Source organism: Paracoccus pantotrophus, from assembly GCF_008824185.1.
Taxonomy (GTDB): Bacteria; Pseudomonadota; Alphaproteobacteria; order Rhodobacterales; family Rhodobacteraceae; genus Paracoccus; species Paracoccus pantotrophus.
The window spans coordinates 285,810-311,260 of record NZ_CP044426.1; the positions used below are offsets into that span (position 1 = coordinate 285,810).

General features: G+C 68.1%; 23 protein-coding genes and 1 pseudogene. 11 read left to right on the forward strand and 13 right to left on the reverse strand.

Features of this window, described 5'->3' with window-relative positions:
* Positions 1 to 25 precede the first annotated feature (25 nt).
* The 6 genes from ESD82_RS11835 to ESD82_RS11860 are packed head-to-tail and all read left to right on the forward strand — an operon-like array spanning position 26 to position 5,397.
* Positions 26 to 478 (forward strand): c-type cytochrome, encoded by a 453-nt coding sequence (locus ESD82_RS11835; protein ID WP_024843006.1) that lies wholly within the window; start codon positions 26 to 28, stop codon positions 476 to 478.
* A gap of 13 nt (positions 479 to 491) precedes the next feature.
* On the forward strand, positions 492 to 1,880 hold the full coding sequence (locus ESD82_RS11840) for a cbb3-type cytochrome c oxidase subunit I (RefSeq protein ID WP_024843005.1): 1,389 nt from the start codon (positions 492 to 494) through the stop codon (positions 1,878 to 1,880).
* Between the two features lie 3 nt (positions 1,881 to 1,883).
* Positions 1,884 to 2,696 (forward strand): CbbQ/NirQ/NorQ/GpvN family protein, encoded by an 813-nt coding sequence (locus ESD82_RS11845; protein ID WP_024843004.1) that lies wholly within the window; start codon positions 1,884 to 1,886, stop codon positions 2,694 to 2,696.
* 11 nt (positions 2,697 to 2,707) lie between these two features.
* On the forward strand, positions 2,708 to 4,624 hold the full coding sequence (locus tag ESD82_RS11850; protein WP_024843003.1) for a nitric oxide reductase activation protein NorD: 1,917 nt from the start codon (positions 2,708 to 2,710) through the stop codon (positions 4,622 to 4,624).
* Positions 4,624 to 5,160, forward strand: a complete 537-nt coding sequence (locus ESD82_RS11855; RefSeq protein ID WP_024843002.1) for a cytochrome c oxidase subunit 3 — start codon at positions 4,624 to 4,626, stop codon at positions 5,158 to 5,160. Before ESD82_RS11850 ends, ESD82_RS11855 begins: the two co-directional genes overlap by 1 nt.
* Before the next feature lie 3 nt (positions 5,161 to 5,163).
* Positions 5,164 to 5,397, forward strand: coding sequence for a cytochrome C oxidase subunit IV family protein (locus ESD82_RS11860; RefSeq protein WP_024843001.1), 234 nt, complete (start codon positions 5,164 to 5,166; stop codon positions 5,395 to 5,397).
* 12 nt (positions 5,398 to 5,409) lie between these two features.
* On the opposite strand, the gene ESD82_RS11865 is transcribed toward ESD82_RS11860, so the two are convergent.
* From ESD82_RS11865 to ESD82_RS22615, 8 genes and pseudogenes are all read right to left on the reverse strand, one after another.
* A complete protein-coding gene (locus tag ESD82_RS11865) occupies positions 5,410 to 6,537 on the reverse strand; it encodes a helix-turn-helix transcriptional regulator (protein ID WP_024843000.1) in 1,128 nt (375 codons plus the stop codon).
* Between the two features lie 133 nt (positions 6,538 to 6,670).
* Positions 6,671 to 7,330 (reverse strand): hypothetical protein, encoded by a 660-nt coding sequence (locus ESD82_RS11870; RefSeq protein ID WP_143091235.1) that lies wholly within the window; start codon positions 7,328 to 7,330, stop codon positions 6,671 to 6,673.
* Between the two features lie 108 nt (positions 7,331 to 7,438).
* On the reverse strand, positions 7,439 to 8,113 hold the full coding sequence (locus ESD82_RS11875; protein ID WP_024842998.1) for a Crp/Fnr family transcriptional regulator: 675 nt from the start codon (positions 8,111 to 8,113) through the stop codon (positions 7,439 to 7,441).
* Between the two features lie 93 nt (positions 8,114 to 8,206).
* On the reverse strand, positions 8,207 to 9,331 hold the full coding sequence (gene nagA, locus ESD82_RS11880; RefSeq protein ID WP_024842997.1) for an N-acetylglucosamine-6-phosphate deacetylase: 1,125 nt from the start codon (positions 9,329 to 9,331) through the stop codon (positions 8,207 to 8,209).
* A complete protein-coding gene (locus ESD82_RS11885; protein ID WP_024842996.1) occupies positions 9,331 to 10,356 on the reverse strand; it encodes an SIS domain-containing protein in 1,026 nt (341 codons plus the stop codon). The genes nagA and ESD82_RS11885 overlap by 1 nt, the downstream gene beginning before the upstream one ends.
* Positions 10,356 to 11,123: a GntR family transcriptional regulator gene (locus ESD82_RS11890; protein WP_024842995.1), complete on the reverse strand. Its 768-nt coding sequence runs from the start codon at positions 11,121 to 11,123 to the stop codon at positions 10,356 to 10,358. The genes ESD82_RS11885 and ESD82_RS11890 overlap by 1 nt, the downstream gene beginning before the upstream one ends.
* Positions 11,123 to 11,608, reverse strand: a complete 486-nt coding sequence (locus ESD82_RS22205; protein WP_244314569.1) for a hypothetical protein — start codon at positions 11,606 to 11,608, stop codon at positions 11,123 to 11,125. Before ESD82_RS22205 ends, ESD82_RS11890 begins: the two co-directional genes overlap by 1 nt.
* A 152-nt stretch (positions 11,609 to 11,760) precedes the next feature.
* Positions 11,761 to 11,955: pseudogene (locus ESD82_RS22615) on the reverse strand (BadF/BadG/BcrA/BcrD ATPase family protein); the annotation flags it as partial.
* A 153-nt stretch (positions 11,956 to 12,108) separates the two neighbouring features.
* Between ESD82_RS22615 and ESD82_RS11900 the strand changes: the two are divergent.
* From ESD82_RS11900 to ESD82_RS11920, 5 genes are all read left to right on the forward strand, one after another.
* Positions 12,109 to 12,987 carry an N-acetylmuramic acid 6-phosphate etherase gene (locus ESD82_RS11900; RefSeq protein WP_024842993.1) on the forward strand — a complete coding sequence of 293 codons (879 nt, stop codon included), beginning with the start codon at positions 12,109 to 12,111 and terminating at the stop codon, positions 12,985 to 12,987.
* A 48-nt stretch (positions 12,988 to 13,035) separates the two neighbouring features.
* Positions 13,036 to 14,295: an ABC transporter substrate-binding protein gene (locus tag ESD82_RS11905; protein ID WP_024842992.1), complete on the forward strand. Its 1,260-nt coding sequence runs from the start codon at positions 13,036 to 13,038 to the stop codon at positions 14,293 to 14,295.
* Positions 14,296 to 14,387: 92 nt separating this feature from the next.
* Positions 14,388 to 15,305: a carbohydrate ABC transporter permease gene (locus ESD82_RS11910; protein WP_024842991.1), complete on the forward strand. Its 918-nt coding sequence runs from the start codon at positions 14,388 to 14,390 to the stop codon at positions 15,303 to 15,305.
* Positions 15,306 to 15,315: 10 nt separating this feature from the next.
* Complete coding sequence (locus ESD82_RS11915) at positions 15,316 to 16,155, forward strand: carbohydrate ABC transporter permease (protein WP_024842990.1); 840 nt, start codon at positions 15,316 to 15,318, stop codon at positions 16,153 to 16,155.
* Between the two features lie 25 nt (positions 16,156 to 16,180).
* Entirely contained in the window at positions 16,181 to 17,173 is a 993-nt protein-coding gene (locus tag ESD82_RS11920; protein WP_024842989.1) for an ABC transporter ATP-binding protein, read from the forward strand.
* Here ESD82_RS11920 and ESD82_RS11925 read toward each other — a convergent pair.
* From ESD82_RS11925 to ESD82_RS11945, 5 genes are all read right to left on the reverse strand, one after another.
* Complete coding sequence (locus ESD82_RS11925; protein WP_024842988.1) at positions 17,170 to 18,057, reverse strand: cation diffusion facilitator family transporter; 888 nt, start codon at positions 18,055 to 18,057, stop codon at positions 17,170 to 17,172. The two genes, ESD82_RS11920 and ESD82_RS11925, sit on opposite strands and share 4 nt — an antisense overlap.
* A 116-nt stretch (positions 18,058 to 18,173) precedes the next feature.
* On the reverse strand, positions 18,174 to 18,431 hold the full coding sequence (locus ESD82_RS11930; protein ID WP_028709896.1) for a hypothetical protein: 258 nt from the start codon (positions 18,429 to 18,431) through the stop codon (positions 18,174 to 18,176).
* A 175-nt stretch (positions 18,432 to 18,606) separates the two neighbouring features.
* Positions 18,607 to 23,139 carry a glutamate synthase large subunit gene (gene gltB / locus ESD82_RS11935; protein WP_036747162.1) on the reverse strand — a complete coding sequence of 1,511 codons (4,533 nt, stop codon included), beginning with the start codon at positions 23,137 to 23,139 and terminating at the stop codon, positions 18,607 to 18,609.
* Between the two features lie 14 nt (positions 23,140 to 23,153).
* The gene (locus tag ESD82_RS11940; protein WP_244314570.1) at positions 23,154 to 23,936 is read right to left on the reverse strand and encodes a hypothetical protein; all 783 of its coding nucleotides are present in this window, start codon (positions 23,934 to 23,936) and stop codon (positions 23,154 to 23,156) included.
* A 9-nt stretch (positions 23,937 to 23,945) separates the two neighbouring features.
* Positions 23,946 to 25,439: an NAD(P)-dependent oxidoreductase gene (locus tag ESD82_RS11945; RefSeq protein WP_024842984.1), complete on the reverse strand. Its 1,494-nt coding sequence runs from the start codon at positions 25,437 to 25,439 to the stop codon at positions 23,946 to 23,948.
* Positions 25,440 to 25,451: the final 12 nt, after the last annotated feature.

Below are 25,451 nucleotides of genomic sequence, written 5' to 3' on the forward strand. Positions count from 1 at the left end.
AAACAACAAATAGGGGACCCGCGTCATGAGCGACATCATGACCAAGAACATGGCCCGGAACGTCTTCTACGGCGGGTCCATATTCTTCATCCTGATCTTTGGCGCATTAACCGTACACAGCCATATCTATGCCCGCACCAAGGCCGTGGATGAAAGCCAGCTTACCCCTTCGGTCGTCGAGGGCAAGCATGTCTGGGAACGCAACGCCTGCATCGACTGCCATACCCTGCTGGGCGAGGGCGCCTATTTCGCCCCCGAACTGGGCAATGTCATGAAACGCTGGGGCGTGCAGGACGATCCCGAAACCGCCGTCGAGACGCTGAAGGGCTGGATGGAATCCATGCCCACCGGCATCGAGGGCCGCCGCCAGATGCCCCGCTTCGAACTGACGGACGAGGAATTCCGGGCGCTGAGCGATTTCCTGCTGTGGACAGGCACGATCAACACCCAGAACTGGCCGCCGAACGACGCGGGCTGAGGGGGAAACAGAGATGAGATACCATTCACAACGCATCGCCTATGCCTATTTCCTGGTGGCCATGGTGCTTTTCGCCGTGCAGGTCACGCTCGGCCTGATCATGGGCTGGATTTATGTCAGCCCGAATTTCCTGTCCGAGCTCTTGCCCTTCAACATCGCCCGGATGCTGCATACCAACAGCCTGGTGGTCTGGCTGCTCCTGGGCTTTTTCGGCGCCACCTATTACATCCTGCCCGAGGAGGCCGAGCGCGAGATCCATTCGCCGCTCTTGGCCTGGATCCAGCTGGGCATTTTCGTGCTCGGCACGGCGGGCGTGGTCGTGACCTATCTGTTCGACCTGTTCCACGGCCACTGGCTGCTGGGCAAGGAGGGGCGCGAGTTCCTGGAACAGCCGAAATGGGTCAAGCTCGGCATCGCCGTCGCCGCGGTGATCTTCATGTACAATGTCAGCATGACCGCGCTGAAGGGCCGGCGCACGGCGGTCACGAACGTGCTGCTGATGGGCCTGTGGGGGCTGGTGCTGCTGTGGCTCTTTGCCTTCTACAACCCGGCGAACCTGGTGCTGGACAAGCAATACTGGTGGTGGGTCATCCACCTGTGGGTCGAGGGCGTGTGGGAGCTGATCATGGCCGCCATCCTCGCCTTCCTGATGCTCAAGCTGACCGGCGTGGACCGCGAGGTGGTCGAGAAATGGCTTTACGTCATCGTCGCCACGGCGCTGTTCTCGGGCATCCTGGGCACCGGGCACCACTACTATTGGATCGGCCTGCCGGCTTACTGGCAGTGGATCGGCTCGATCTTCTCGAGCTTCGAGATCGTGCCCTTCTTCGCCATGATGTCATTCGCCTTCGTCATGGTCTGGAAGGGCCGGCGCGACCATCCCAACAAGGCCGCGCTGGTCTGGAGCCTGGGCTGCACCGTGCTGGCCTTCTTCGGCGCCGGGGTCTGGGGTTTCCTGCACACGCTGCACGGGGTGAACTACTATACCCACGGCACGCAGATCACCGCCGCGCATGGCCACCTGGCCTTCTATGGCGCCTATGTCTGCCTGGTGCTGGCGCTGGTGACCTATTGCATGCCGCTGATGAAGAACCGCGACCCCTACAACCAGGTGCTGAACATGGCCTCGTTCTGGCTGATGTCCTCGGGCATGGTGTTCATGACGGTGACGCTGACCTTTGCCGGCACGGTGCAGACCCATCTGCAGCGCGTCGAGGGCGGGTTCTTCATGGACGTGCAGGACGGGCTGGCGCTGTTCTACTGGATGCGTTTCGGCTCGGGCGTCGCCGTGGTGCTGGGGGCGCTGCTGTTCATCTATGCGGTGCTGTTCCCGCGCCGCGAGGTGGTCACAGCCGGCCCGGTGCAGGCGCACAAGGACGGCCATCTGGAGGCTGCGGAGTAAGCCATGAACGCGCATGTGAAAACCGAACGGAACGGGGCGGCCAACGCCCCCTTCTACCTGCCGCAGGGCGACGAGGTCGCGGTCTTCGAGGCCGCCGCCGCGAACGACCTGCCGGTGCTGCTGAAAGGCCCGACGGGCTGCGGCAAGACCCGCTTCGTCGCCCATATGGCGGCGCGGCTGGGCCGGCCGCTTTATACCGTGGCCTGCCATGACGACCTGTCGGCGGCCGACCTGATCGGGCGCTACCTGCTCAAGGGCGGCGAGACGGTCTGGACCGACGGCCCGCTGACCCGCGCCGTGCGCGAGGGCGCGATCTGCTATCTCGACGAGGTGGTCGAGGCGCGCAAGGATGTGACCGTGGTGCTGCACCCGCTGACCGACGACCGCCGCATCCTGCCCATCGACCGCACCGGCGAGGAAATCGAGGCGGCGCCCGGCTTCATGCTGGTCGCCTCCTACAACCCCGGCTATCAGAACATCCTGAAAACGCTGAAGCCTTCGACGCGGCAGCGTTTCGTGGCCATGGAGTTCGACTTTCCCGAACCCCGGCACGAGACCGAGATCGTTTCCCGCGAAAGCGGGCTCGACCGCGACCGCACCCTGGGGCTGGTGCGGCTGGCGGGCAAGATCCGCGGCCTCAAGGGCCAGGATCTGGAGGAGGGGGTCTCGACCCGGCTGGTGGTCTATGCCGCCAGCCTGGTCGCGCGGGGCATGTCCATCGACCGCGCCATCGAGGCGGCGATGATCGAACCCCTGACCGACGATGCCGAGGTCAAGCGCGGCTTGCGCGACCTGGCCGCGGCGATCTTCGGTTAAGGGAGGACGCCATGGGCCTGGATCTGGAACCCTGGGAGCCCGAGGAAACCGTCGGCAAGATCTGGCACGCCTGGGCCAGCAGCTTCGGCGCGCCGCAGGAATTCGAGGATCAGGCGGTGGCGCTGTCCGAGGTCTCGGGGCGGCTCGCGGTGCTGTTCCGGGCCCTGGGCGGCGGCGCGGGGGTCGAGATCCGGCCCGCCGCCGCCCAGGCATCGCATCATCGCATCGGCTGGCTGCGCCGGCTGGGCACCCCGGCCGAGATGGTGCCGCGCGCCAGTTTCGACGGCGAGATCCTGCGTCTGCCCGAACGGCTGGCGGCCTTGCCTTCGCGTCAGGCGAACGGGGCACTTTACCTGTGGCTGGCGGCCTGCGCGGCGCATGGCGCCCTGGCTGCGCCGCAGGACGATCCGCTGCGTTGCGACCTGATGCGGCTGGGCGCCGCCCGCCGCGCCGTGGCCGCGACGCTGGAGGATGCGCCGGGCCTGGCCGGGCTTTACGGCGACCTGGCGGCGCTGGTGCTGTCCCTGCGCCCCATCGCGCCGCTGCCCCCGGCCGAGGCGGTGGTCGAGACGCTGGCGCGGCACCTGCTGGGCGATCCGGCCCCCCTGCCGCCCCTGGCCCGCGACTGGCTGCCGATGCTGGACGATCCGCAGGTCAAGGCGCCGCGCGATTATTGCCCGATGCGGCCGGTGCCGCTTTGGCCCGACCTGGCCCTGCCCGAGACGACGCTGGCCGCCGCGCCGGGCGACGCGCCCGACGGCATCGCCGCCGACCCGGCCAGCGCGCGCATGTTCCGCGCCCGCCGCCGGCAGAGCGACCAGCCGCAGCGCCGCGACAGCCTGATCCTGCACAAGTTCGAGGCCCTGCTGAGCTGGGCCGACCTGATGAACCTCAACCGGCATGTCGACGATGACGATCAGGACGATGCGAAGAAGGCGGCCGAGGACCAGGAAGAACTGGGCCTTGGCCAGGTGTCCAAGGCACCGGCGACGCGCCTGCGCCTGCATCTCGATCTTGCGCCCGAGGATGCGGATCTTGAGGCGGTCGCCGGCATTCGCACCTATCCCGAATGGGATGCGCGGCGCGGCCGCTATCTTGCCCATCATGTGCGCGTGCTGGAAAACCGTGCGCCCGAGCATGACGAGGCGCTGACCCCGGATCCCCGCGCGCAAACCCGCATTCGCGCCGTGCGCCGCCAGTTCGAGGCGCTGCGCCCCGGTCGCCTCATCACCACCGGCCACCGCGACGGGGACGAGCTGGATGCCGAACTGACCGTCCGCGCCGCCGCCGACCTGCGCGCCACCGGCCAGGGCAGCGACCGCATCTGGCGCCAGTCCCGGCCCTTGGCGCGCAACCTTGCGGTGTCGATCCTGCTCGACGTGTCGCGTTCGACCGAAAGCGCGGTGACGGGCCGCGCGGTGATTGAGATCGAGCGCGAGGCGCTGGCGGCGCTGGCCTGGGGGCTGGACGCCTGCGGGGACCGCTTCGCGATCAACGCCTTTTCCTCGCTGAAACGCGACCGGGTGTTCCTCAGCGCCTGCAAGGATTTCGACGAGCCGATGGGCACGGCGATCGAGCAGCGCATCGCCGGGCTGCGGCCGCGCTTCTATACAAGGCTGGGCGCCGGCATCCGCCATGCCTCGGCCGGGCTGGCAGAGCAGGCCAGCAGCCGGCGGCTTTTGCTGGTCATCACCGACGGCAAGCCCAACGATCTCGACCATTACGAGGGCCGCCACGGCATCGAGGACAGCGCCATGGCGGTGCGCGAGGCGCGCCGCGCCGGCCATGCCGTGCATGGCATCACCGTGGACCGCGACGCGAAAAGCTGGTTTCCCCGCATTTTCGGCCAGGGCGGCTTTTCGCTGATCCCGCATCCCGACCGGCTGCTGGCGGCGCTGCCGGTGATCTATCGGCAACTGGTGGCGTGATGCGGGTCCAGGATCTGCCGGGCGAGCCGATCATGTGGGTGCTGATCGCATCCGAATTGCTGGTCTTTGCCGCCGGCATCACCGCCATGGCCGCGGTGCGGCTGACCGACCCGGCCGGCTTTGCCGCGGCGCAGGCGCAGCTGCACGGCTGGATGGCGGCGCTGAACACGGCGATCCTGGTTACTTCCGGCTTCTGCGCCGCCCTGGCCGAGCGCGCCTGCCACCGCGGCGACGGCCGCCGCGCCCGCATCGGGCTGGCGCTGGCGGCGCTGGGGGGCGCGGGTTTCCTGGCGGTGAAGGCGGTGGAATATGCCGGCGACCTGCGCGCGGGCCTGGGGATGGAAAGCCACCCGTTCTTCACCTTCTATTACCTGCTGACCGGCTTTCACGCGGCGCATGTGCTGTTCGGCATCGGCGTGCTGGCGCTGGTGGCGATCCGGCTGCGTGCCGAGGAGGTGCAGGCCGGTGCCGCCTTCTGGCACATGGTCGACCTGGTCTGGGTGCTGATCCTGCCGCCGGTCTATCTGCTGGGCTAGGGGATGGAATTGACCCGCATCTGGCTGATCCTGCTGGCGCTGACCGTCGCCACCACGGCGCTGGCCTTCGTGCCAGGCCCCGCCGCGGCTGTGGCGCTGCTGGCGGTGGCCTTTCTCAAGGCCCGCGCGATCCTGGGCGGCTTCCTGCATCTCGGCCGGGGCTCGGGCTGGCGCGCGGCCTTTACCGTGCCGCTGGCAATCTGGCTGGCGCTGATCTGGGGGCTGCACGTCATATGACGGCCCCGCCGGTCAGCGACCCGGTTCGTCCCGGTCCTGCGGCGGATGGCCATGCGCCAGGTTGACCAGCTGGGTCTGGCTGTTGACCCCGGTCTTGACGAACAGCGCCTTTTGCTGGGTTCGCACCGTCTCGTGCGACAGGCCGGCCGCCGCGGCGATCTGCCTGAGGTTGAAGCCGCGCAGCAAGCCGCCCAACACCCTGCCTTCCGCGGCGGTCAGGTCATGGGCAAGGCGCAGCCGGTCGCGCTTTTGTTCAAGGTCGAACCCGTGCAGCCCCGGATCGACGACCAGCATGACGCAGGGGCCAAGCAGCAGTTCCGACAATTCGTCGCGGTTGATCCGCACCATGGTGATCGTGGCCTGGGCCGTCCTGAACTCGGCCCGCTTCCGCGCGGCGGAGTTGCGCGACAGCATCTCTCCCAGGCAGTCGTCGGCGGTCTGATCGACCAGCCCGACCGTGCCAAAGGGCGATTGCCGGACCGCCCGCCAGATCCGATCCGAGAGCTGCGCGGCCGGCGAAACCGGCAGCATCCTGCGGTTCGCGTCGACGATCAGCACGCCAAGATCCAGCGACCGCGACAGCGCCGCCGGCAGTTCGGCCAGCGCGCCCAGCCCCGAGCCGCGGCGGCACCAGGCTACCGCCCGCTGCAGATGCCCGGAAATCCTGTTGAAGCTCTGCGACCAGGCTTCGATCAGCGCGGACTGGCCCAGCGGGGCCATGATGGTCAGCGTCGTCGCGCAGGAGCCGCGCATGTCGATCAGCAGCCCTGCCGCCGTGTCGAGCCTCAGGGGCCGCAGGAAGCCGTCATGGAACTCGGTGCGCAGCAGCTCTTCATGCGGAACCAGGTGATGTGCCGGCATGGATTGACGCGTGGGCGCGCGCATCGCCCGTTCCATCCACGGATTGCGCAGCGCATAATAGTCGCCGTAATCCGCGATGGCCCGCTCGGGCATATGGTTGTGGATGAAGGCGCAACCGCCTTCCATGCCCTGATGGAACAGCCCCGCGATTCCGCCCGGCGTTTCGCGCTCGATCTCGGCCAGGAAGTCCTGCCAGCTCCGCTCGCCCAGCAGGATCGCATAGATCAGGTCGATCAGCCGTTCCTCATGCCGTTCATGGATCGCCCGAATACCGCTCATACTGATAACCCCTCGGTTCGAGGTTATTTTCGGATCCCAGCGTGTCAAGCGCCGATACGGGGCAAGGCTATGGTTGTGGCTGCATTTTCGACGACGGCGCGCCGCGGCGGGCAGGCGCGCCGCGCCCCGCAGGCTACGCGGGGCAGCTGCTCATCCAGCCGTCCGGCGCATAGGCATAGGACTGGTTGGCGGTCTGCCGCGCCTCGGCGGCAAGGCGGCGGGTATTCTGCAAGGCGGTCTGGATGTCGGCGCTGCATTCGGCGTCCCCGGCCGCCCTTGCCTCGGCCAGGCAGGTCTCCAGCGTGGCGATTCCCCTGTTCGCGCCGCACCACGCCATCTTGGCCGAGACATGGACCGAGCTTCCGCCTTGCGCGCCCAGGGCGATCAGCCGGTCGGAATAGTCGCTGAGCCGGCCGCTTGCCGCGCGGCATTGCGGCCGCTGTTCGCATTTCCCGGTGCCGGGCCTGGGCGCCCCCGCCGAGGCCGCGCCCGGGGACGATGCGGGCGCCTTCAGCGTGGCGGTCGCGCCTTGGATCGGCGATCCCGTGGCGGCAGGCGCGGCTTCGGCCGCCGAACGCCGCATGGCGGCGTCGTTCAGGCTGGCGGTCGCGACCTGGAGCCCGGCGTCGCGATAGGCGTCCCCGCCGAAGGCCGCCGCCAGCAGGCCCACGGCCGCGGTCATCTCGCTCTGGTTCACCTGGTCGGCGGTCGCGGGGTCCAGCCCGGACGTGTCGCAGGCCGACAGCAGCATCAATGGCAACAAGGCGCTGGCAAAAACTAGGCTGCGGTGCATTTCAACCTCTCCATGAAAAGCAATGCAGCATGGCTATCGCGCAACCGCCCGCGCCGGCTTCACCCGATCGGGTGAAGCCGGCGCGGGCAATGCGGTTTTCGGGTCGGGTCAGTCCATGGCCAGCATGCGCAATTCGGCGATGTCGGCGATGGTGGCCTTGTCGGCCTCGACCTCGACGCCATGCTGGCGCAGCCGGGCGAAGGCGCGCGACAGGCTTTCGGGCTGCATGCCCAGATGTCCGGCGATAAGGCGCTTGTTATAGGGCAGCCGGACCTCGGTCGGGCCGGCCACGGCATCGGACAGGTCGGCCAGGAACTGCGCCACCCGCTGCACCCCGGTATGGGCCTTGAGCTTTTCGATCTGGTCCACCAGCCCCTGCAGATGCACGAAGGTCGAGGCAAGCAGGCCGATGGCGAATTCCTGGTTCTCCAGCAAAAGCTGGCGCAGCCGGGCCCCGTCGATTTGCAGCACCGTGCAGTCCGACACCGCCTCGGCCGAGACGGGATAGGGCGTGCCGCGCAGCGCCATCGCCTCGGCAAAGCTGCGGTTGCGGCCCAGGATCGCCACCACCGCCTCGGACCCGCCGGGGGTCAGCCGCGACAGCTTGATGAAGCCGTTCAGCACGATGAACACCGCCCGCGCCGGATCGCCTTGCAGGAAGATGGTCTCGCCCTCGCGATAGCTGCGCCGCTGGGCGTCCTTCAGCAGCTTGTCGCGCACTTCGGGGGCCAGCCCGTTCAGCAGAACGGATTTCTTCACCGCCTCGGGCAGGGGGGCGTTCATCGCAGCCTCATCCTTGGTTTCGCGCGGGTCCGAGTGTGGCACGAGCGGCGGGCGAGGGAAAGACCGTGCGTTCCACTCGGCATTCCGGGGCCATCAGGGCGACAGCCAATGCGCGCGCAAGGCGAAATCGTGGTCCAGCAGCACCAGGTCGGCCGGGCGGCCGGGGGCCAGCGTGCCATGGCGGTCCTGCAAGCCCAGCAAAGCGGCGGGGATGGCCGAGGCCATGCGCAAGGCCCGTTCGGGCGCGATGCCGACCTGGCCGACCAGCACGGCGATGGCCTGCGGCAGGGTCAGGTCGGCCCCGGCCAGCGTGCCGTCCGCCAGCGTCAGCCGCCCGTCATGGCGCAGCACCTTGCGGCCGCCCAGTTCCATCTCGGTCAGTCCGGTGCCGGCGAAGGCCATGCAGTCGCTGACCAGGAAGATGCCATCGAGCCGCGCCCCCAGCGCCAGCCGCATCACCGCCGGATGCACGTGGATGCCGTCGGCGATCAGACCCGCCGCCGCCTCGCCGGCCAGCACCGCGCCCACCAGCCCCGGCGCGCGGTTGCCGATCTGGCTCATGGCGTTGAACAGATGCGTGGCGCAGCGGGCGCCGGCGGCAAAGGCGGCCTGCGCCTGTTCGAAACTGCAATCGCTGTGGCCCAGGCTGACCACGGCGCCGGCCCCGGCAAGGGCGGCGATCTGCTGCGGGCTGGCCGCCTCGGGGGCCAGCGTCACCATCAGCGCCGGCAGTCGGCGGGCGGCGTCGCAAAGCCGCGCCAGATCCTCGTCCGTCATCGGCCGGATCAAAGCCGGATCATGCGCGCCCTTGCGACGCGGGTCCAGATGCGGCCCCTCCAGATGCAGGCCCAGAAAGCCCGGCACCCCTGCCTCGGCCGCGGCGATCCCCAGCGCGATGACATGGGCGGTGGCCGCTGGCGTATCGGTGATCAGCGTCGGCAGCACGCCCGCCGTGCCAAGCGCGCGATGCGCGGCGCAGATCCGGCGCAGCCCGTCCAGATCGGTCGTGCCGTCCAGCATCAGCCCGCCGCCGCCGTTCACCTGCAGGTCCAGGAAGGCCGGAGCCAGGATGCCCGACACCGCCCGCCGCCCCTCGGCCGGGGCCTCGGGCTCGGGCAGGATGGCGGCGATCTTGCCCGCCTCGATCACCAGCGCATGGCCGTCGAGGAAATGCGCGCCGTCGAAGATCCGCGCGCCGGTCAGAACCTCGCGCGCCATCACACCGTCTCCGTCACCTTGCGCAGATGCGGCGGCGTGTCGGGGTCGAAGCCGCGCCGCCGCGCCAGCCCCTCGATGAAGGCGTAGAAGCCGGCGATGGTCACCAGCGGCGCCACCAGCGGATGCAGGCCGGGGACCGAGGGCAGGGTGACGGCGCCCCCGACCTCGGTGCCGGTGACGAACACATCCGCGCCCTGCGCCGCCAGCCGCTCGGCCGTGGCCTTGAGCTGGGGCAGGGCGGCGTCCTCGATCCCCAGCGCCAGCACCGGGAAGCCGGCCTGCACGATGGCGGCCGGGCCGTGCAGCACCTCGGCGGCCGAATAGGCTTCGGCATGGATGCCCGAGGTTTCCTTGAACTTCAGCGCCGATTCGCAGGCGATGGCGAAGCTGGGGCCGCGGCCCAGCACGAAGGCCGAGCTGGCCCGCGCCAGCCGCGCCGACAAGGGCGACCAGTCCAGCCCCACGGCCTGCCCGAACGCCTCGGGCAGGGCGGCGACGGCATCCTGCAAGGCGTGATCCTCGCGCCATTCCGCCAAGAGCGACAGGCCGGCCAGCACCGAGCAGACGAAGGTCTTGGTGGCGGCGACACTTTTCTCCTCGCCCGCCTGAAGGGGCAGGCAATGGGCCGAGACCTGCGCCATCGGGCTGTCCTCGACATTGGTGATGGCGATGGACAGCGCCCCCCCTTGCCCCGAGGCGCGCATCATCTCGACCCCGTCTGGGCTGCGGCCGGATTGCGAGATGCCGATGCAGGCCGCCTTGCCCAGCCGCAGGGGCCGGCGATAGATCGAGGCGATGGAGGGGCCGACCGAGGCGACCGGCACCCCGGCCTCCAGCTCGATGGCGTATTTCAGATAGGTCGCGGCATGGTCCGAGGATCCCCGCGCCACCGTCACCACCAGGTCGGGATCCTTGCGGCGCAGGGCGCTGGCGGCGTCCGCCACCGCATCGCGCGAGCGTTCCAGGAATCGGGCGGCGGCTTCGGGGATCTCGGCCACTTCGCGCGCCATATGCGTCTGGCTCATCACGGGTTCCTTTCGCCTTCCGGGGCAAGTTTCAGTTCCACGGCGAAGTCATAGGCATCGCCGCGATAGAGCGAGCGGGTGAACTCGACCACCTTGCCCGAGGGCAGGTAGGAGATGCGTTCGATCCTGAGCCCGGCCACGCCGGGGCTGACGCCCAAGAGTTCGGCGTCCTTGGCGTTCAGGTTCGCGGCCGAGATGCGCTGCACCGCCCGCACCGGCCGCAGCCCGCGATCCTGCAGCACCGCGTAAAGCGAATCGGTGACGCCTTCGGGATCGGGCAGGATCGCCTGCGACAGCGAGGCGCGCTCGATGGCCAGCGGCACCCCGTCCGAGCTGCGCACCCGTTCCAGCCGCGCCACCTTCTCGCCGACGCCCAGTCCCAGCGCCATCACCTCTTCGGGCGCCGGGGCGTGCAACCCGCGGGCGATCCAGCGGCTTTCGACGCTGCGGCCGCGCCGGGCCATGTCCTCGGTGAAGGAGGTCAGAAGCGACAGCGCCTGCTCCAGCTTCTCGACTTTCGGCGCCACGAAGGTGCCCGAGCCGCGCTTCTGCACCAGCTGCCCCGAGGCGACCAGCTCCGCCACCCCCTTGCGCACGGTGACGCGCGACAGGCCGGTCATCGCCGCCAGCTCGCGCTCGGACGGCAGGCTGTCGCCGGGTTGCAGCCGCCCCGAGGCGATGGCCTCGGCGATCAGCCGGTGCAGTTGCAGGTAAAGCGGCCCGCCGCCGGTTTCCTCGAAGGCCTCGGGGGTGAACAGCTCGCCCATCACGCCTCCTGCCGGGCCAGATGCAGTGCCCCGTCGAGGCCCGAGCCCCTGGGCGGCTGGATGGGCCACAGCCCCTGCAGCCGGGCGGCGTAATGCGGGCCGAGCCCGCCCAGGAACACCACCGGCAGGTCGCGGCCGGCTTGCAGCCTGTCGATCATGGCGCGGATCTCGGCCACGGCCGCGGCAAAGATGCGCTCGCCCGCCGGGTCGGTGCCGGCAATGATGCGCGGCGCGAATTGCGCGAATTCGGCCGGCCGGGCGCGGAAGCCGAAGGAGATCACCCCCTCGATCCCGCCCAGCTCGTCCAGCACGGCTTGCAGCAGCGGGGTCATCGGCGCGAAGCCGTCCTCGGCGCGCAGGGCCTCGGCCAGCAGCGCCCGGCCCAGCACCGCGCCGCTGCCCTCGTCGCCCAGGACGAAGCCGCGCCCGCCATATTGCCGCATCGCGCCGCCGATCTGCACCGCGAAGACCGAGCCGGTGCCCATGGCGGCGACGATGCCGTCCCCGCCCCCAGCGCGCCGGTGGCGGCGGTCACCGCATCGGTGACGATGCGCGTGCGGCGAAAGGGCAGCATGGCCTGCAGGCTGCGGGCGGCGGCGGTGACATTGGCGCCGGCCAGGCCAAGCACGGCGGTCAGCTCGTCCAGATGGCCCTGTCCGGCGTCCTGAAGCGCGGCGCGGGCGGCGGCGAGGATGTTGGCGCAGGCCCCCTCGGTCTCGACCGAGATATTGGCCGGCCCGGCCGCGCCCTGGCCGATGATCCGGCCCGCGCCGTCCGCGATGGCAGCGCGGCAGCCGGTTCCCCCTCCGTCTATGCCCAGGAAATATGACATGGCGACTCCCTTTGGCTGCACGATACCAAAACAATACCAAAACGGAAGAGCTATTTTCGCAATCGCCACAAAATGCCAATTCTGGCGAATATTGAAGAAGGGTCTTTACAAGTGGTATTGTTTTGGCATTATCGATGGGACAGGGGGAATCACATGACCGCATCCGGCACCGAGGCAAGGCATCCGGCATCCGCAGGGCTTCACGCCCGTCCGGGCGGCGAGGTGCTGCGCGTCCTTCTGGAGGCGCAGGTCGCGGCGCTGGCTGCGTTGCAGCCCGCCTTGCCGGCGCTGGAACGCGCGGCCGAGGCCGCAGCAGGGGCGCTGCGCCGGGGCGGCAAGCTCGGCTATGCCGGGGCCGGTTCCTCGGGGCTGATGGCGCTGGCGGATTGCCTGGAACTGGCCGGCACCTTCGGCATCGCGCCGGAGCGCACGCCGATGATGTTCGCCGGCGGTACCGAGGCGCTTTTGCACCTGCAAGGCAGCGTCGAGGACGACCCGCGGCTTGCGCTGGCCGATCTGGACCGTTCGGGGCTAGCGGCGGGGGACGTGCTTCTGTGCCTCTCGGCCTCGGGGCGGACGCCCTATGCGCTGGCGATCTGCGCGGCGGCGCAGGAGCGGGGCGTGACCGTCGCCGGCCTTGCCAATGTGGCGGGCTCGGCCCTGCTGGAACGCGCCGATATCCCGGTGCTGATCGAGACCGGGGCCGAGGTGGTTTCGGGCTCGACCCGCATGGGGGCGGCCACGGCGCAGAAGGTGGCGCTGAACATGCTGTCGGTGCTGGTGGCGATCCGGCTGGGCCATGTCCATGACGGCTACATGGTCAATCTGGTGGCCGACAATATCAAGCTGGTGGACCGCGCCGCCCGCATCGTCGCCGCCGTGGCCGGGGTCGGGCGCGACGCGGCCGAGGCGGCGCTGTCGCATACCGGCGGCGCGGTCAAGCCCGCCATCCTGGTCGCGCGCGGCACGGCGCCCGACGCGGCCCGGGCGCGGCTGGCCGAAACCGGGGGCCTGCTGGCCCCGCTGATCTGATTGCAACCGGAGGGTCCGCGAGAGACCCGATGCCGAAGGGAGAAGACCATGACCAAGACCATCCGCCTGGCGCTGCTGGCCAGCACCCTGCTGGGCAGCGCCGCCTGGGCCCAGGACGTGACGCTGACCATCGAAAGCTGGCGCAACGACGACCTTGCCATCTGGCAGGAAAAGATCATCCCGGCCTTCGAGGCGGCCAATCCCGGCATCAAGATCAATTTCGCGCCCTCGGCGCCGCCGGAATACAACGCGGTGCTGAATTCCAAGCTGGATGCGGGCTCGGCGGGCGATCTGATCACCTGCCGGCCCTTCGACGCCTCGCTGGAGCTGTTCAAGAAGGGCAAGCTGGCCGATCTGAGCGACCTGGCGGCGATGGCGAATTTCTCGGACGTGGCGAAATCGGCCTGGCAGACCGATGACGGCGCCCAGACCTTCTGCGTGCCGATGGCCTCGGTCATCCATGGCTTCATCTACAACAAGACCGCCTTCGAGGAACTGGGCCTGGTGCCGCCCAAGACCGAGGCGGAGTTCTTTGCCCTGCTCGACAAGATCAAGGAGGATGGCAGCTATATCCCGATGGCCATGGGCACGGCGGACCAGTGGGAGGCCGCGACCATGGGCTACCAGAATATCGGCCCGAACTACTGGCAGGGCGAGGAAGGCCGCAAGGCGCTGATCGAGGGCACGCAAAAGCTGACCGACGAGCCTTGGGTCGCGCCCTTCCGCCAGCTGGCGAAATGGAAGGACTACCTGGGCGACGGGTTCGAGGCGCAGACCTATCCCGACAGCCAGAACCTGTTCACCCTGGGCCGCGCCGCCATCTATCCGGCCGGATCCTGGGAGATCGGCGTCTTCGGCCCGCAGATCGGCGGCGCCTTCGAGATGGGTGCGTTTCCGCCGCCGGTCCCGGCCGAGGGCGATACCTGCCATATCAGCGACCATACCGATATCGCCCTGGGGATGAATGCCGCGACGAAGCACCCGGAAGAAGCGCGGAAATTCCTGGAATGGGTCGGCTCGTCGGAATTCGCCTCGCTTTATGCCAATGCGCTGCCGGGCTTCTTCTCGCTGAATTCGGCGCCGGTCGAGATGGAAGACCCGCTGGCGAAGGAATTCGTCGGCTGGCGCGAAAGCTGCGAGCCGACCATCCGCTCGACCTACCAGATCCTGTCGCGGGGCACGCCGAACCTGGAGAACGAGACCTGGACCGCCTCGGCCAATGTCATCACCGGCGCCGAGACGCCCGAGGCCGCGGCCGAGCGGCAGCAGCAGGGCCTGGCCGCGTGGTACGCGCCGCAGCAGAAGTGACGGCCTGCCGGGCCTGACGGCCCGGCGGCGGCGGGGGGCCTTCTGCCCCCCGCACCCCCGAGGGTATTTTTCAAACGGAGAAGGAGGGCGTCATGGCGCAGCGGAAAGCGTTTCGCTGGCATATCGCGGTGTTTCTTGCCCCCGCGGTGCTGGTCTATACCGCCATCATGATCGTGCCGCTGTTCGGGACGCTGAACCTGTCGCTGTTCAATACCGGCGAGGAGGGGCGGGTCTTCGTGGGCCTGCGGAACTTTGCCACGCTGTTCGGCGATCCGCGCTGGTCGGCGAGCTTCTGGAACGCGCTGGGCAACAATGCCTGGTTCTTCCTGGTGCACATGCTGGTGCAGAACCCGGTCGGCGTGGCGCTGGCGGCGCTGCTGAGCTCGCCGCGGCTGCGGGGGGCGGCGTTTTATCGCACCGCCATCTTCATCCCGACCATCCTGAGCTTCGTCATCGTCGGCTTCGTCTGGAAGCTGATCCTGTCGCCGATCTGGGGCATCGCGCCCGGCATGCTGGACGCCGTCGGGCTGAAGTCGCTGTTCGCGCCCTGGCTGGGCCGCGAGGGTACGGCGCTGACCACGCTGGCGCTGATCTCGGTCTGGCAGTTCGTCGGCATCCCGATGATGCTGATCTATGCCGCGCTGCTCGCGATCCCCGACGAGGTGATCGAGGCGGCCGAGATGGACGGCGTCACCGGCTGGTCGCAGTTCTGGAAGATCAAGCTGCCGCTGATCCTGCCTTCGATCGGCATCATCTCGATCCTGACCTTCGTCGGCAATTTCAACGCCTTCGACCTGATCTATGTGACGCAAGGCGCGCTGGCGGGGCCGAATTTCTCGACCGATATCCTGGGGACGTTCCTTTACCGCACTTTCTTCGGTTTCCAGTTGCAGATCGGCGATCCGCATATGGGCGCGACCATCGCCACCGCCATGTTCGGCATCATCCTGCTGGGCGTCAGCTTCTACCTGTTCGCCATCCAGCGCCGGCTGCGCCGCTATCAGTTCTGAGGGGAGAGCCATGAGCCAAGCCCGCCATTCCACCGCCCGCAGCCTGGCCGCCCATGCCGTGCTGATCCTTTACACGGTGATCGCGCTGTTCCCGGTCTTCGTCGTGGTCATCAACAGCTTCAAGACCCGCCGGGCGATATTCGCCGATCCGCTGGCCGTGCCGGGGCCGGAAAGCTTCGACCTGGTCGGCTATCGCACGGTGCTGGCGCAGGGGGATTTCGTCCTCTACTTCCAGAACTCGCTGATCGTGACCGTGGCCAGCCTGTTCTTCGTGCTGCTGTTCGGCGCCATGGCAGCCTTTGCCCTGTCGGAATACCGCTTTCGCGGCAATATGCTGATGGGGCTGTATCTGGCGCTGGGGATCATGATCCCGATCCGGCTGGGCACCGTCGCCATATTGCAGATGATGGTGGCCTCGGGGCTGGTCAACACGCTGACGGCGTTGGTGCTGGTCTATACCGCGCAGGGGCTGCCGCTGGCGGTGTTCATCCTGTCCGAGTTCATGCGCGGCGTCTCGGACGATCTGAAGAATGCCGGGCGCATCGACGGGCTGTCGGAATACACCATCTTCTTCCGGCTGGTGCTGCCGCTGGTGCGGCCGGCCATGGCCACCGTCGCCGTCTTCACCATGATCCCGATCTGGAACGACCTGTGGTTCCCGCTGATTCTGGCGCCGAGCGAGGCGACCAAGACCGTCACCCTGGGCAGCCAGGTCTTCATCGGCCAGTTCGTCACCAACTGGAACGCCGTGCTGGCGGCGCTGAGCCTCGCCATCCTGCCGGTGCTGGTGCTTTACCTGATCTTCTCGCGCCAGCTGATCCGCGGCATCACCGCCGGCGCCGTCAAATGATCCGTCTTGCAGCAAGGAGATCCCGATGGGAGCCCTGACCCTTACCCAAGTCACCAAGTCCTTCGGCGCCACCCAGGTCATCAAGGGCGTGGACCTGAATGTCGAGGATGGCGAGTTCTGCGTCTTCGTCGGCCCCTCGGGCTGCGGCAAGTCCACGCTGCTGCGCATGATCGCCGGGCTCGAGGATGTGACCTCGGGCGACGTGGTGATCGACGGCGCGCGCGTCAACGACCTGGCCCCGGCCCGGCGCGAGATCGCCATGGTGTTCCAGAGCTATGCGCTTTACCCGCACCTGACCGTGCGCGACAATATGGGGCTGGCGCTGAAACAGGCCGGCACGCCCCGCGCGCAGATCGAGGCGGCGACCGAGAAGGCGGCCGAGATGCTGGCCCTGACGCCCCTGCTGGAGCGGCGCCCGGCCGAGCTGTCGGGCGGGCAGCGCCAGCGCGTCGCCATCGGCCGCGCCATCGTGCGGCGGCCGAAGCTGTTTTTGTTCGACGAGCCGCTGTCGAACCTCGACGCCGCGCTGCGCGTGCAGACCCGGATCGAGATCGCCCGGCTGCATCGCGAGCTGGGCGCGACGATGATCTATGTCACCCATGACCAGGTCGAGGCGATGACGCTGGCCGACAAGATCGTCGTGCTGCGCGGCGGCGTGGTCGAGCAGGTGGGCCGGCCGATGGACCTTTACAATGATCCCGACAACACCTTCGTCGCCGGCTTCATCGGCAGCCCGCAGATGAATTTCCTGGATGCCGGCAAGCTGGGCCTGCGCTCGCATCGGCTGGGCATCCGTCCCGAGCATCTGACGCCCGGCGGCGGGCAGATCAGCGGCCGCGTCAGCCATGTCGAGAAGCTGGGCGGTGAGACGCTGGTCTATCTTTCCTCGGAGGACCACGGCCTCTTGACCGTGCGGCTGTTCGGCGAGCAGGACTATGCCGTGGACGAGGTGGTGGGCCTGGGCTTCGAGCCGAACCGCGCCTTTCACTTCGATGCCGAGGGAAGGCGGCTGCGCTAGATCACCACGACGCCCGAATGCTTGGCCTTGTGCTCGGGCTCGACATGGATGGTGATCAGCGCGCCGGGCAGCTTGCGCCGGAGCGCCTGTTCGATGCGGTCGCAGATGTCGTGGGCGGCATCGACCGTGGTCTGGCCGTCCACCACCAGGTGGAAGTCGATGAAGGTGCGCGGCCCGGCGTGGCGGGTGCGCAGGTCATGCGCCTCGATGGCGCCGGCTGCGGCGCCCGAGATGGTGGCGCGGATCTCGGCCAGCGTGTCCTCGGACACCGCCTCGTCCATCAGCCCCGAGAGCGAGCTGGCCATGACCTTCCAGCCCGACCACAGGATGTTCAGCGCGACCAGTGCCGCCAGCGCCGGGTCCAGCACCGCCCAGCCGGTGGCGACCGCCAGCGCCACGCCGGCCACCACGCCCACGGACGAGACCACGTCCGACAGCAGGTGCCGCCCGTCCGCGACCAGCGCCGGCGATTTCAACCGCCGGCCGCGGCTGATCAGCAGCCAGCACCACAGCCCGTTGATGAGGCTGGCGAGGCCGTTGACCAGCAACCCCTCGACCGGGGCGTCCAGCATGCGCGGATTCTGGAAACCGTGCCAGGCCTCGCGCAGGATCAGCAACGCGGCAACGATGATCATCACCCCCTCCAGCACGGCGCTGAAGAACTCGGCCTTGTGATGGCCATAGGGATGGCCGCGGTCGGCGGGCTTGGCCGCGACCCGGATCGCGATTAGCGCGGCGACGGCGGTGGCCACGTTCACCGTGCTTTCCAGCGCATCCGACAGCAGCGCGACCGAGCCGGTCAGCCACCAGGCTAGGGCCTTGAGCGCCAGAACGACCAGCCCGACGAGGATGCTGCCAAGGGCGATCTTTTCGGTCGCGGACATGGGCGCTTCCTTTTCCGAATCCGTCGCGCCGGGGTTTTAGCCGGGATGGCGTCCATGGCCAACCGGCCTTGCGGGAAAGTTGCGTGTCGCGGGAAAGGGGTAAGCGAGGGCCCCGGTCAGGCCCGGAAGGATCGCGCGGCGGGATTTCCCGGACGCGGAGAGACCGTCCCGGCATAGAGATCGGAGGATTTTTCCAGCTGGCCGCGCTGGATCTCGTGCGGTTCGGCCGGGATCTTTCTGGCCGCCCATGCCTCGGCGGCGAAAAGGGCGCAGACGCCCGCGCCAAGGAAGCCGAGGGCCGAGACCCACCAGGGCAGGCCCAGGATCACCGTCAGGATTGCGGCACCCAGGCTGGCCGGCACGCTTATGAACATGATCCCCGCCGGCTCCGACAACTGAACAGTGCAGTTCACATACCATGACCGAAGCGCGATTCAACGAAAGTGTTTTCGGCGCATGCGCATTTTGTCGGGGTTGTCGGCGTGCCGGTGGCTGGTCTGGTCCTTGGCGCGGCAAATGAAAAGGGGGCCCGCAGGCCCCCGATCCGTCCTATTCCGCCGGCACCGCCGCCAGATCCTCGACCGGGGCGATGGGATGCTTCAGATGCGGCAGCATCTCCCTGGGGCAGACTTGCAGGAAGTTGGCCTTCTCGTCCTCCCAGTTCTGCAGGATCTCCTCGGCCCGGCGCGAGCGGGTTTCCTGGTAGTGCCGCTCGATCAGGCCCTTGAGCTCCCCTTCCCAATGCGCCTGCGTCACCGGGCACAGGACCAGCGTTTCGGCGTTGATGTAATCGCGCGCCAGGCCCTCGGGGTCGTAGAGATAAGCCATGCCCCCGGTCATGCCGGCGCCGAAGTTCGCGCCGATCCGACCCAGGATCACGGCGACGCCGCCGGTCATGTATTCGCAGCCGTTGCTGCCGCAGCCCTCGATCACCACCTTGGCGCCCGAATTGCGGACCGCGAAGCGTTCGCCCGCCCGGCCGGCGGCGAACAGATAGCCGTCGGTGGCGCCGTAAAGCACGGTATTGCCGATGATGGTGTTCTCGGCCGCCTTCAGCGGGCTGCCCATGGGCGGGCGCACGACGATGGTGCCGCCCGACAGCCCCTTGCCGACATAGTCGTTGGCATCGCCCGAGACCTCGATCTTCAGCCCCGGCGCCGCAAAGGCGCCCAGAGACTGCCCGGCGCTGCCGGTCAGCCGCACGGTCAGGTGGTCCGGTTGCAGCTTGTTGCGCATGCCGAAGGTCTGCACGATCATCGAGGACGTGCGCGTGCCCACCGTCCGCTGGGTGTTCCTGACCGCATAGGACAGCTGCATCTTCTCGCCATCCGAGAAGAAGCGGCCGGCATCGCGGATGATCTCGGCGTCCAGCGTGTCGGGCACCGCGTTGCGCGGCTTCGAGCGGTCGTAGACGATTTTCTCCGAGCCATCGACGGTGATCAGCAGCGGGTTCAGGTCCAGGTCGTCCAGCGACTTGTCGCCCCGGCTGACCTGGGTCAGCAGGTCGGCGCGGCCGATCACCTCGTCAAGGCTGCGCGCGCCGATGCTGGCCAGGATCTCGCGCACCTCGGTGGCGTAGAAGGTGATCAGGTTCACCACCTTGTCGGCCGAGCCGTTGAACATGGCCCGCAGCTTTTCGTCCTGGGTGCAGACGCCCACCGGACAGGTGTTCGACTGGCACTGGCGCACCATGATGCAGCCCATGGCGATCAGGGCGGCGGTGCCGATGCCGTATTCCTCGGCCCCCATCATCGCCGCCATGACGATGTCGCGCCCGGTGCGCAGCCCGCCGTCGGTGCGCAGCGTCACCCGGTCGCGCAGGCGGTTCATTGCCAGCACCTGATGCGCCTCGGTCAGGCCCATTTCCCAGGGCAGGCCGGCGAACTTGATGGACGTGGCCGGCGAGGCCCCGGTGCCGCCATTGTGCCCCGAGATCAGGATCACGTCGGCCTTGGCCTTGGCCACGCCCGCCGCGATGGTGCCGACGCCCGAGCTTGCCACCAGCTTCACCGTGATCTTGGCGCGCGGGTTGATCTGTTTCAGGTCATAGATCAGCTGCGCCAGATCCTCGATCGAATAGATGTCGTGATGCGGCGGCGGCGAGATCAGCGTCACGCCCTTGGTCGAATGCCGCAGCCGGGCGATCAGGTCCGTCACCTTCATGCCGGGCAGCTGGCCGCCCTCACCGGGCTTGGCGCCCTGGGCGACCTTGATCTCCAGTTCCTCGCAGGCGTTCAGGTATTCCGCGGTGACGCCGAACCGCCCCGAGGCGACCTGCTTGATCTTGGCGCAGGGGTTGTCGCCATTGGGCAGCGGGTGGCTATGCGCCGGATCCTCGCCGCCCTCGCCGCTGTCGGATTTCGCACCGATGCGGTTCATGGCGATGTTCAGCGTCATATGCGCCTCGGGCGACAGCGCGCCCAAGCTCATGCCCGGCGTCACGAAACGCTTGCGGATCGAGGTGATCGATTCCACCTCTTCCAGCGGCACCGGCTTGCCCAGGGGCTTGATGTCCAGCAGGTCGCGGATATGGATCGGCGGGTTCGCCCGCATGGTGGCGGTGAACTGCTTCCACACATCATAGGACGCCTTTTCGCAGGCCAGCTGCAACAGCCGCATGGTATTGGCTTCCCAGGCGTGCTTTTCGCCCGAGCGACGCGCCTTGTAGAAGCCGCCCACCGGCAGCAGGTCGACCAGCGGCGCGCGGAAGCCCTTGGCATGGGCTTCCTCCAGCTTGGCCTGCAGCCCGTGCAGGCCGATGCCCGAGATGCGCGACTGCATGCCGGGGAAATATTCCGCCACCATGGCGCGGGAAAGCCCCACCGCCTCGAAGTTCAGCCCGCCGCGATAGGAGGACAGGACCGAGATCCCCATCTTGGCCATGATCTTCAGCAGCCCGGCGTCGATGGCCTCGCGATAGCGGGTCATGATGTCGATCAGGTTGCCGTCCAGCAGCCCGCGCTCGATGCGCTCGGCCAGGGTGTCCTGCGCCAGATAGGGGTTCACCGTGGTCGCGCCGCAGCCGATCAGCACCGCGAAATCATGCGGGTCCACGCATTCCGAGGCGCGCACGTTCAGCGAGCAGAAGGTCCGCAGCCCCTTGCGCGTCAGCCAGCTATGCACCGCGCTGGTCGCCAGGATCATCGGCACGCCGACGCGGTTGGCCGAGATGCCCTCGTCGGTCAGGATGATATGGCCGTTGCCGGACCGCACGGCATCCTCGGCCTCGGCGCGGATGCGCGCCAGGGCCTCGGCCAGGGCGTCCGGGCCGCCATTGGCCGGGAAGGTGCAGTCGATCTGCGTCGCCTGGCCCTGGAACATGCGGGTCAGTTCCTCGAACTCGCCATTGGCGAGGAAGGGGCTTTCCAGCATGGTGATCTCGGCATGGGTCGAGCTTTCCTCAAGCACGTTCTTGAGGTTGCCGAAGCGGGTGCGCAGGCTCATCACCCGGCTTTCGCGCAAGCTGTCGATGGGCGGGTTCGTCACCTGGCTGAAGTTCTGCCGGAAGTAATGCGACAGCGGCCGGAACTGGCGCGACAGCACCGCGGGCGGCGTGTCGTCGCCCATCGAGGCCAGCGCCTCCTTGGCGTCCTCGGCCATCGGCACCAGCATCTGCTCGACCAGCTCGACGGTATAGCCGACCGCGATCTGGCGGCGGTGCAGCTCCTCGCCGCTGTGCAGCGCGGTCTCGGGCAGCTTGGCCATCAGTTCCGAGGGCTGCACCACCTTTTCCACCCAATCGCCGAAGGGCTGGCTGGCGGCCAGATGGTCCTTGATCTCGCGGTCGTGGTAAAGCTTGCCCTCGGCCATGTCGACGGCGATCATCTGGCCCGGCCCCAGCGCGCCCTTTTCGCGCACGGCGGTTTCGTTGACCGGGACCATGCCGGCTTCGGACCCGGCGATCAGCAGGTTGTCGCCGGTCACGACATAGCGCAGCGGCCGCAAGCCGTTGCGGTCCAGCCCGCCGCAGACCCAGCGCCCGTCGGTCATGGCCAGCGCGGCGGGACCGTCCCAGGGCTCCATGATCGAGTTGCAATAGGCATACATGTCCGCCCAGGCCTTGGGCATGTCGGTGGTGGCCTTGGACCAGGCTTCCGGCACCAGGATGGTCTTGGTCATCGGCGCATTGCGGCCGGACCGTACCAGCACCTCGAACACCGCGTCCAGCGCCGCCGAGTCGGACGAGCCGCCGGGGATGATCGGCTTGATGTCCTCGGCCATCTCGCCGAAGGTCCGCGAGGCCATGCGGATCTCGTGGCTCTTCATCCAGTTCGAGTTGCCCTTGAGCGTGTTGATCTCGCCGTTATGGGCCAGCATGCGGAAGGGCTGCGCCAGCCACCATTGCGGGAAGGTGTTGGTGGAATAACGCTGGTGATAGATGGCGAAGGCGCTCTCGAAACGCTCGTCCTTGAGGTCGGGATAGAACTCGGCCACCTGTTCGGCCAGCATCATGCCCTTGTAGATGATGCTGCGGCAGGACAGCGTGCAGATATACATGCCGGCGATCTGCGCCGCCACTGCCGCCTTCTCGATGCGGCGGCGGATGATGTAAAGCTCGCGCTCGAACTGCTCGTCGTCGATGTCCTTGTCGCAGCGGATCAGGATCTGCTCGATCTCGGGGCGGGTGGCATTGGCCTTTTCGCCCAGGACCGCGGTGTTCACCGGCACGTGCCGCCAGCCATAGATGTAATGGCCCATGCGCAGCACTTCGGATTCCACGATGGTCCGGCAGCGTTCCTGCGCGGCGAAATCGGTGCGCGGCAGGAAGACCTGGCCCACGGCGATCAGCTTGTCGTGGTCGGGCTCGTGCCCGGTGCGGCGCACCTGGTCGTAGAAGAAGGGCACCGGGATCTGCACATGGATGCCGGCGCCGTCGCCGGTCTTGCCGTCGGCGTCCACGGCGCCACGATGCCAGATCGCCTTCAGCGCGGTGATGCCGCTTTCCACCACCTTGCGGCTGGCCTTGCCGTCGATGCTGACGACCAGGCCGACGCCGCAGGACGAATGCTCGTCCTCGGCACGGTAGAGCGAATGTTCCGCCATCCAGTCGCGGCGGGCCTGTTCCTGCTGTTCCCAGCTCATCTGTTCACAGTCCTTCACGTCCGTGCCTCCTTCACAAGCTGCCACAGGATGTCGGCGCCCTGGCCGCCCACCATCTGCAGGTCGCAATCATATTCCGGCTTGGTCGAGCCGAAGCCGGGCTGCCCCGGAAACGAGAACGTCACCGGGCTGTCGTTGGTCTGGCGCACGGCGCCGGTCCAGTCCTCGGAGGTCTCGACGCCGCCATAGAACCGCCCCTGCGCGCGGCTGATGAATTGCTGGCCATGGCGCCGGATCAGCACCTGGCCGGATTCGCCATAGGTGGTCAGTTCGAACCGGGTGAGTTCCAGCGTCACGCCGTCGATCTGCACCGTTTCGCCGGTCAATTCGTCATGGCCGACATGGCGCAGCCGCTCGCCGTCGTTCGAGCGGGTCCAGAAATCGAAATCGTCCCGCCCTGTCTCCAGCAGGGTCGAGAACGAGGCGTGGTCCTGCGCCTCCTCCTCCAGCACATCGGTCAGGCCGCTGCGCAGGTCGGTGCTTTCCATCCAGCGCGTCTCGCGGTCGATGCGCGACTGGAAGGTCGGGCCTTCGGGGGTGAAATAGGTCACGCGCTGGTCGCCGGGCGCATCCGAGCCGCAGCGGTAATGCTGCGAGACGCTGCAACCGCGGTTCTGCACGGTGATTTCCAGCTTGCAGCCGGAAGGCGGGGTGAAATTGGCCGCCGCGGCGGGCAGGGCAGAAAGCGTCAGCATGGCTGCCGCTCCTGCCGCCAGCACCATGCCGCGCGCCGTCGGCGTGGCGCCGGCTGCGGGGCTGGGGCGTGGTTGTCGTGCCATGGCCGCCCCCTATTCGGCCGCGACGCGGGCGGCGCCGGAAAGATAGCCGGCGATGCTGTCCGCGGCCTCGCGGCCGTCGCGGATCGCCCAGACCACCAGGCTGGCGCCGCGCACGATGTCGCCCACGGCAAAGACGCCGGGCAGACTGGTCTGGTGCGTCTGGTAATCGGCCTTGATCGTGCCCCAGCGCGTCACCTCCAGCCCGTCCACGCCCCAAAGCCGCGGCAGTTCCTCGGGTTCGAAACCCAGCGCCTTGATGACCAGTTCCGCCGGCTCGTCGTAATCGGCGCCTTCGATCAGCTCGGGCGACTGCCGGCCCGAGACATCGGGCTGGCCCAGCCGCATCTTCTGCACGCGCACGGCGCTGATGGTCGGGATTTCGCCCGTATCATCCACGTCGCGTTCCTGCGCGACCATGGCCTCGCCGGTGACATGGCCGGTAAAGGCGCCAGGGGCGGACAACCAGACGAACTCGACGCCCTCCTCCTCGGCGTTCTGCACCTCGCGCTGGCTGCCGGGCATGTTGGCGCGGTCGCGGCGATACAGGCATTTCACCGATTGCGCGCCCTGGCGGATGGCGGTGCGCACGCAATCCATGGCGGTGTCGCCGCCGCCGATGACCACGACGCGCTTGCCCTTGGCGTTCAGCTCGCCATCCTCGTAATCGGGGATCTCGTCGCCCAGATCGACCCGGTTCGAGGCGGTCAGGTAGTCCAGCGCCCGTACCACGCCCTTGGCGGCGGCATTGTCGATGTCCAGGTCGCGGGTCTTGTAGACGCCGGTGGCGATCAGCACCGCGTCATGCTTGCCGCGGATGGCGTCGAAGCTGATGTCCTCGCCGACATTGACGTTCAGCACGAAGTCCACGCCGCCCTGGGCCAGCTGCTCGGTGCGCCGCTCGACCACCTGCTTTTCCAGCTTGAAGCCGGGGATGCCATAGATCATCAGCCCGCCGGCCCGGTCGTGGCGGTCATAGACCGTGACCTGGAAGCCCATGCGGCGCAGCCGGTCGGCGGCGGCCAGCCCGCCCGGCCCCGCGCCGATGATGCCGATGGATTCCGGCCGTTCCTGCATCGGCACGATCGGCGTGATCCAGCCCTGCTCCCAGGCGGTGTCGGTGATGTATTTCTCGATGGCGCCGATGGTGACGGTGCCGTGGCCGGACTGTTCGATGACGCAATTGCCCTCGCACAGCCGGTCCTGCGGGCAGATGCGGCCGCAGATCTCGGGGAAGGTGTTGGTCTCCTGGCTGCGCAGATAGGCTTCCTGCGTGCGCCCCTCGGCGGTCAGGCGCAGCCAGTCGGGGATGTTGTTGTGCAGCGGGCAATGGCTCTGGCAATAGGGCACGCCGCATTGGCTGCAGCGGCTGGCCTGTTCCTTGGCCTTGGCCTCGGCGAACTCGCGATAGATCTCGTGGAAATCTTCCGAGCGGGATGCCGCGTCACGTTTCTCGGGCATCTCGCGCCCGATGGTGACGAATTTGAGCATCTTTTGCGTGGCCATGGCTGCGCGTCC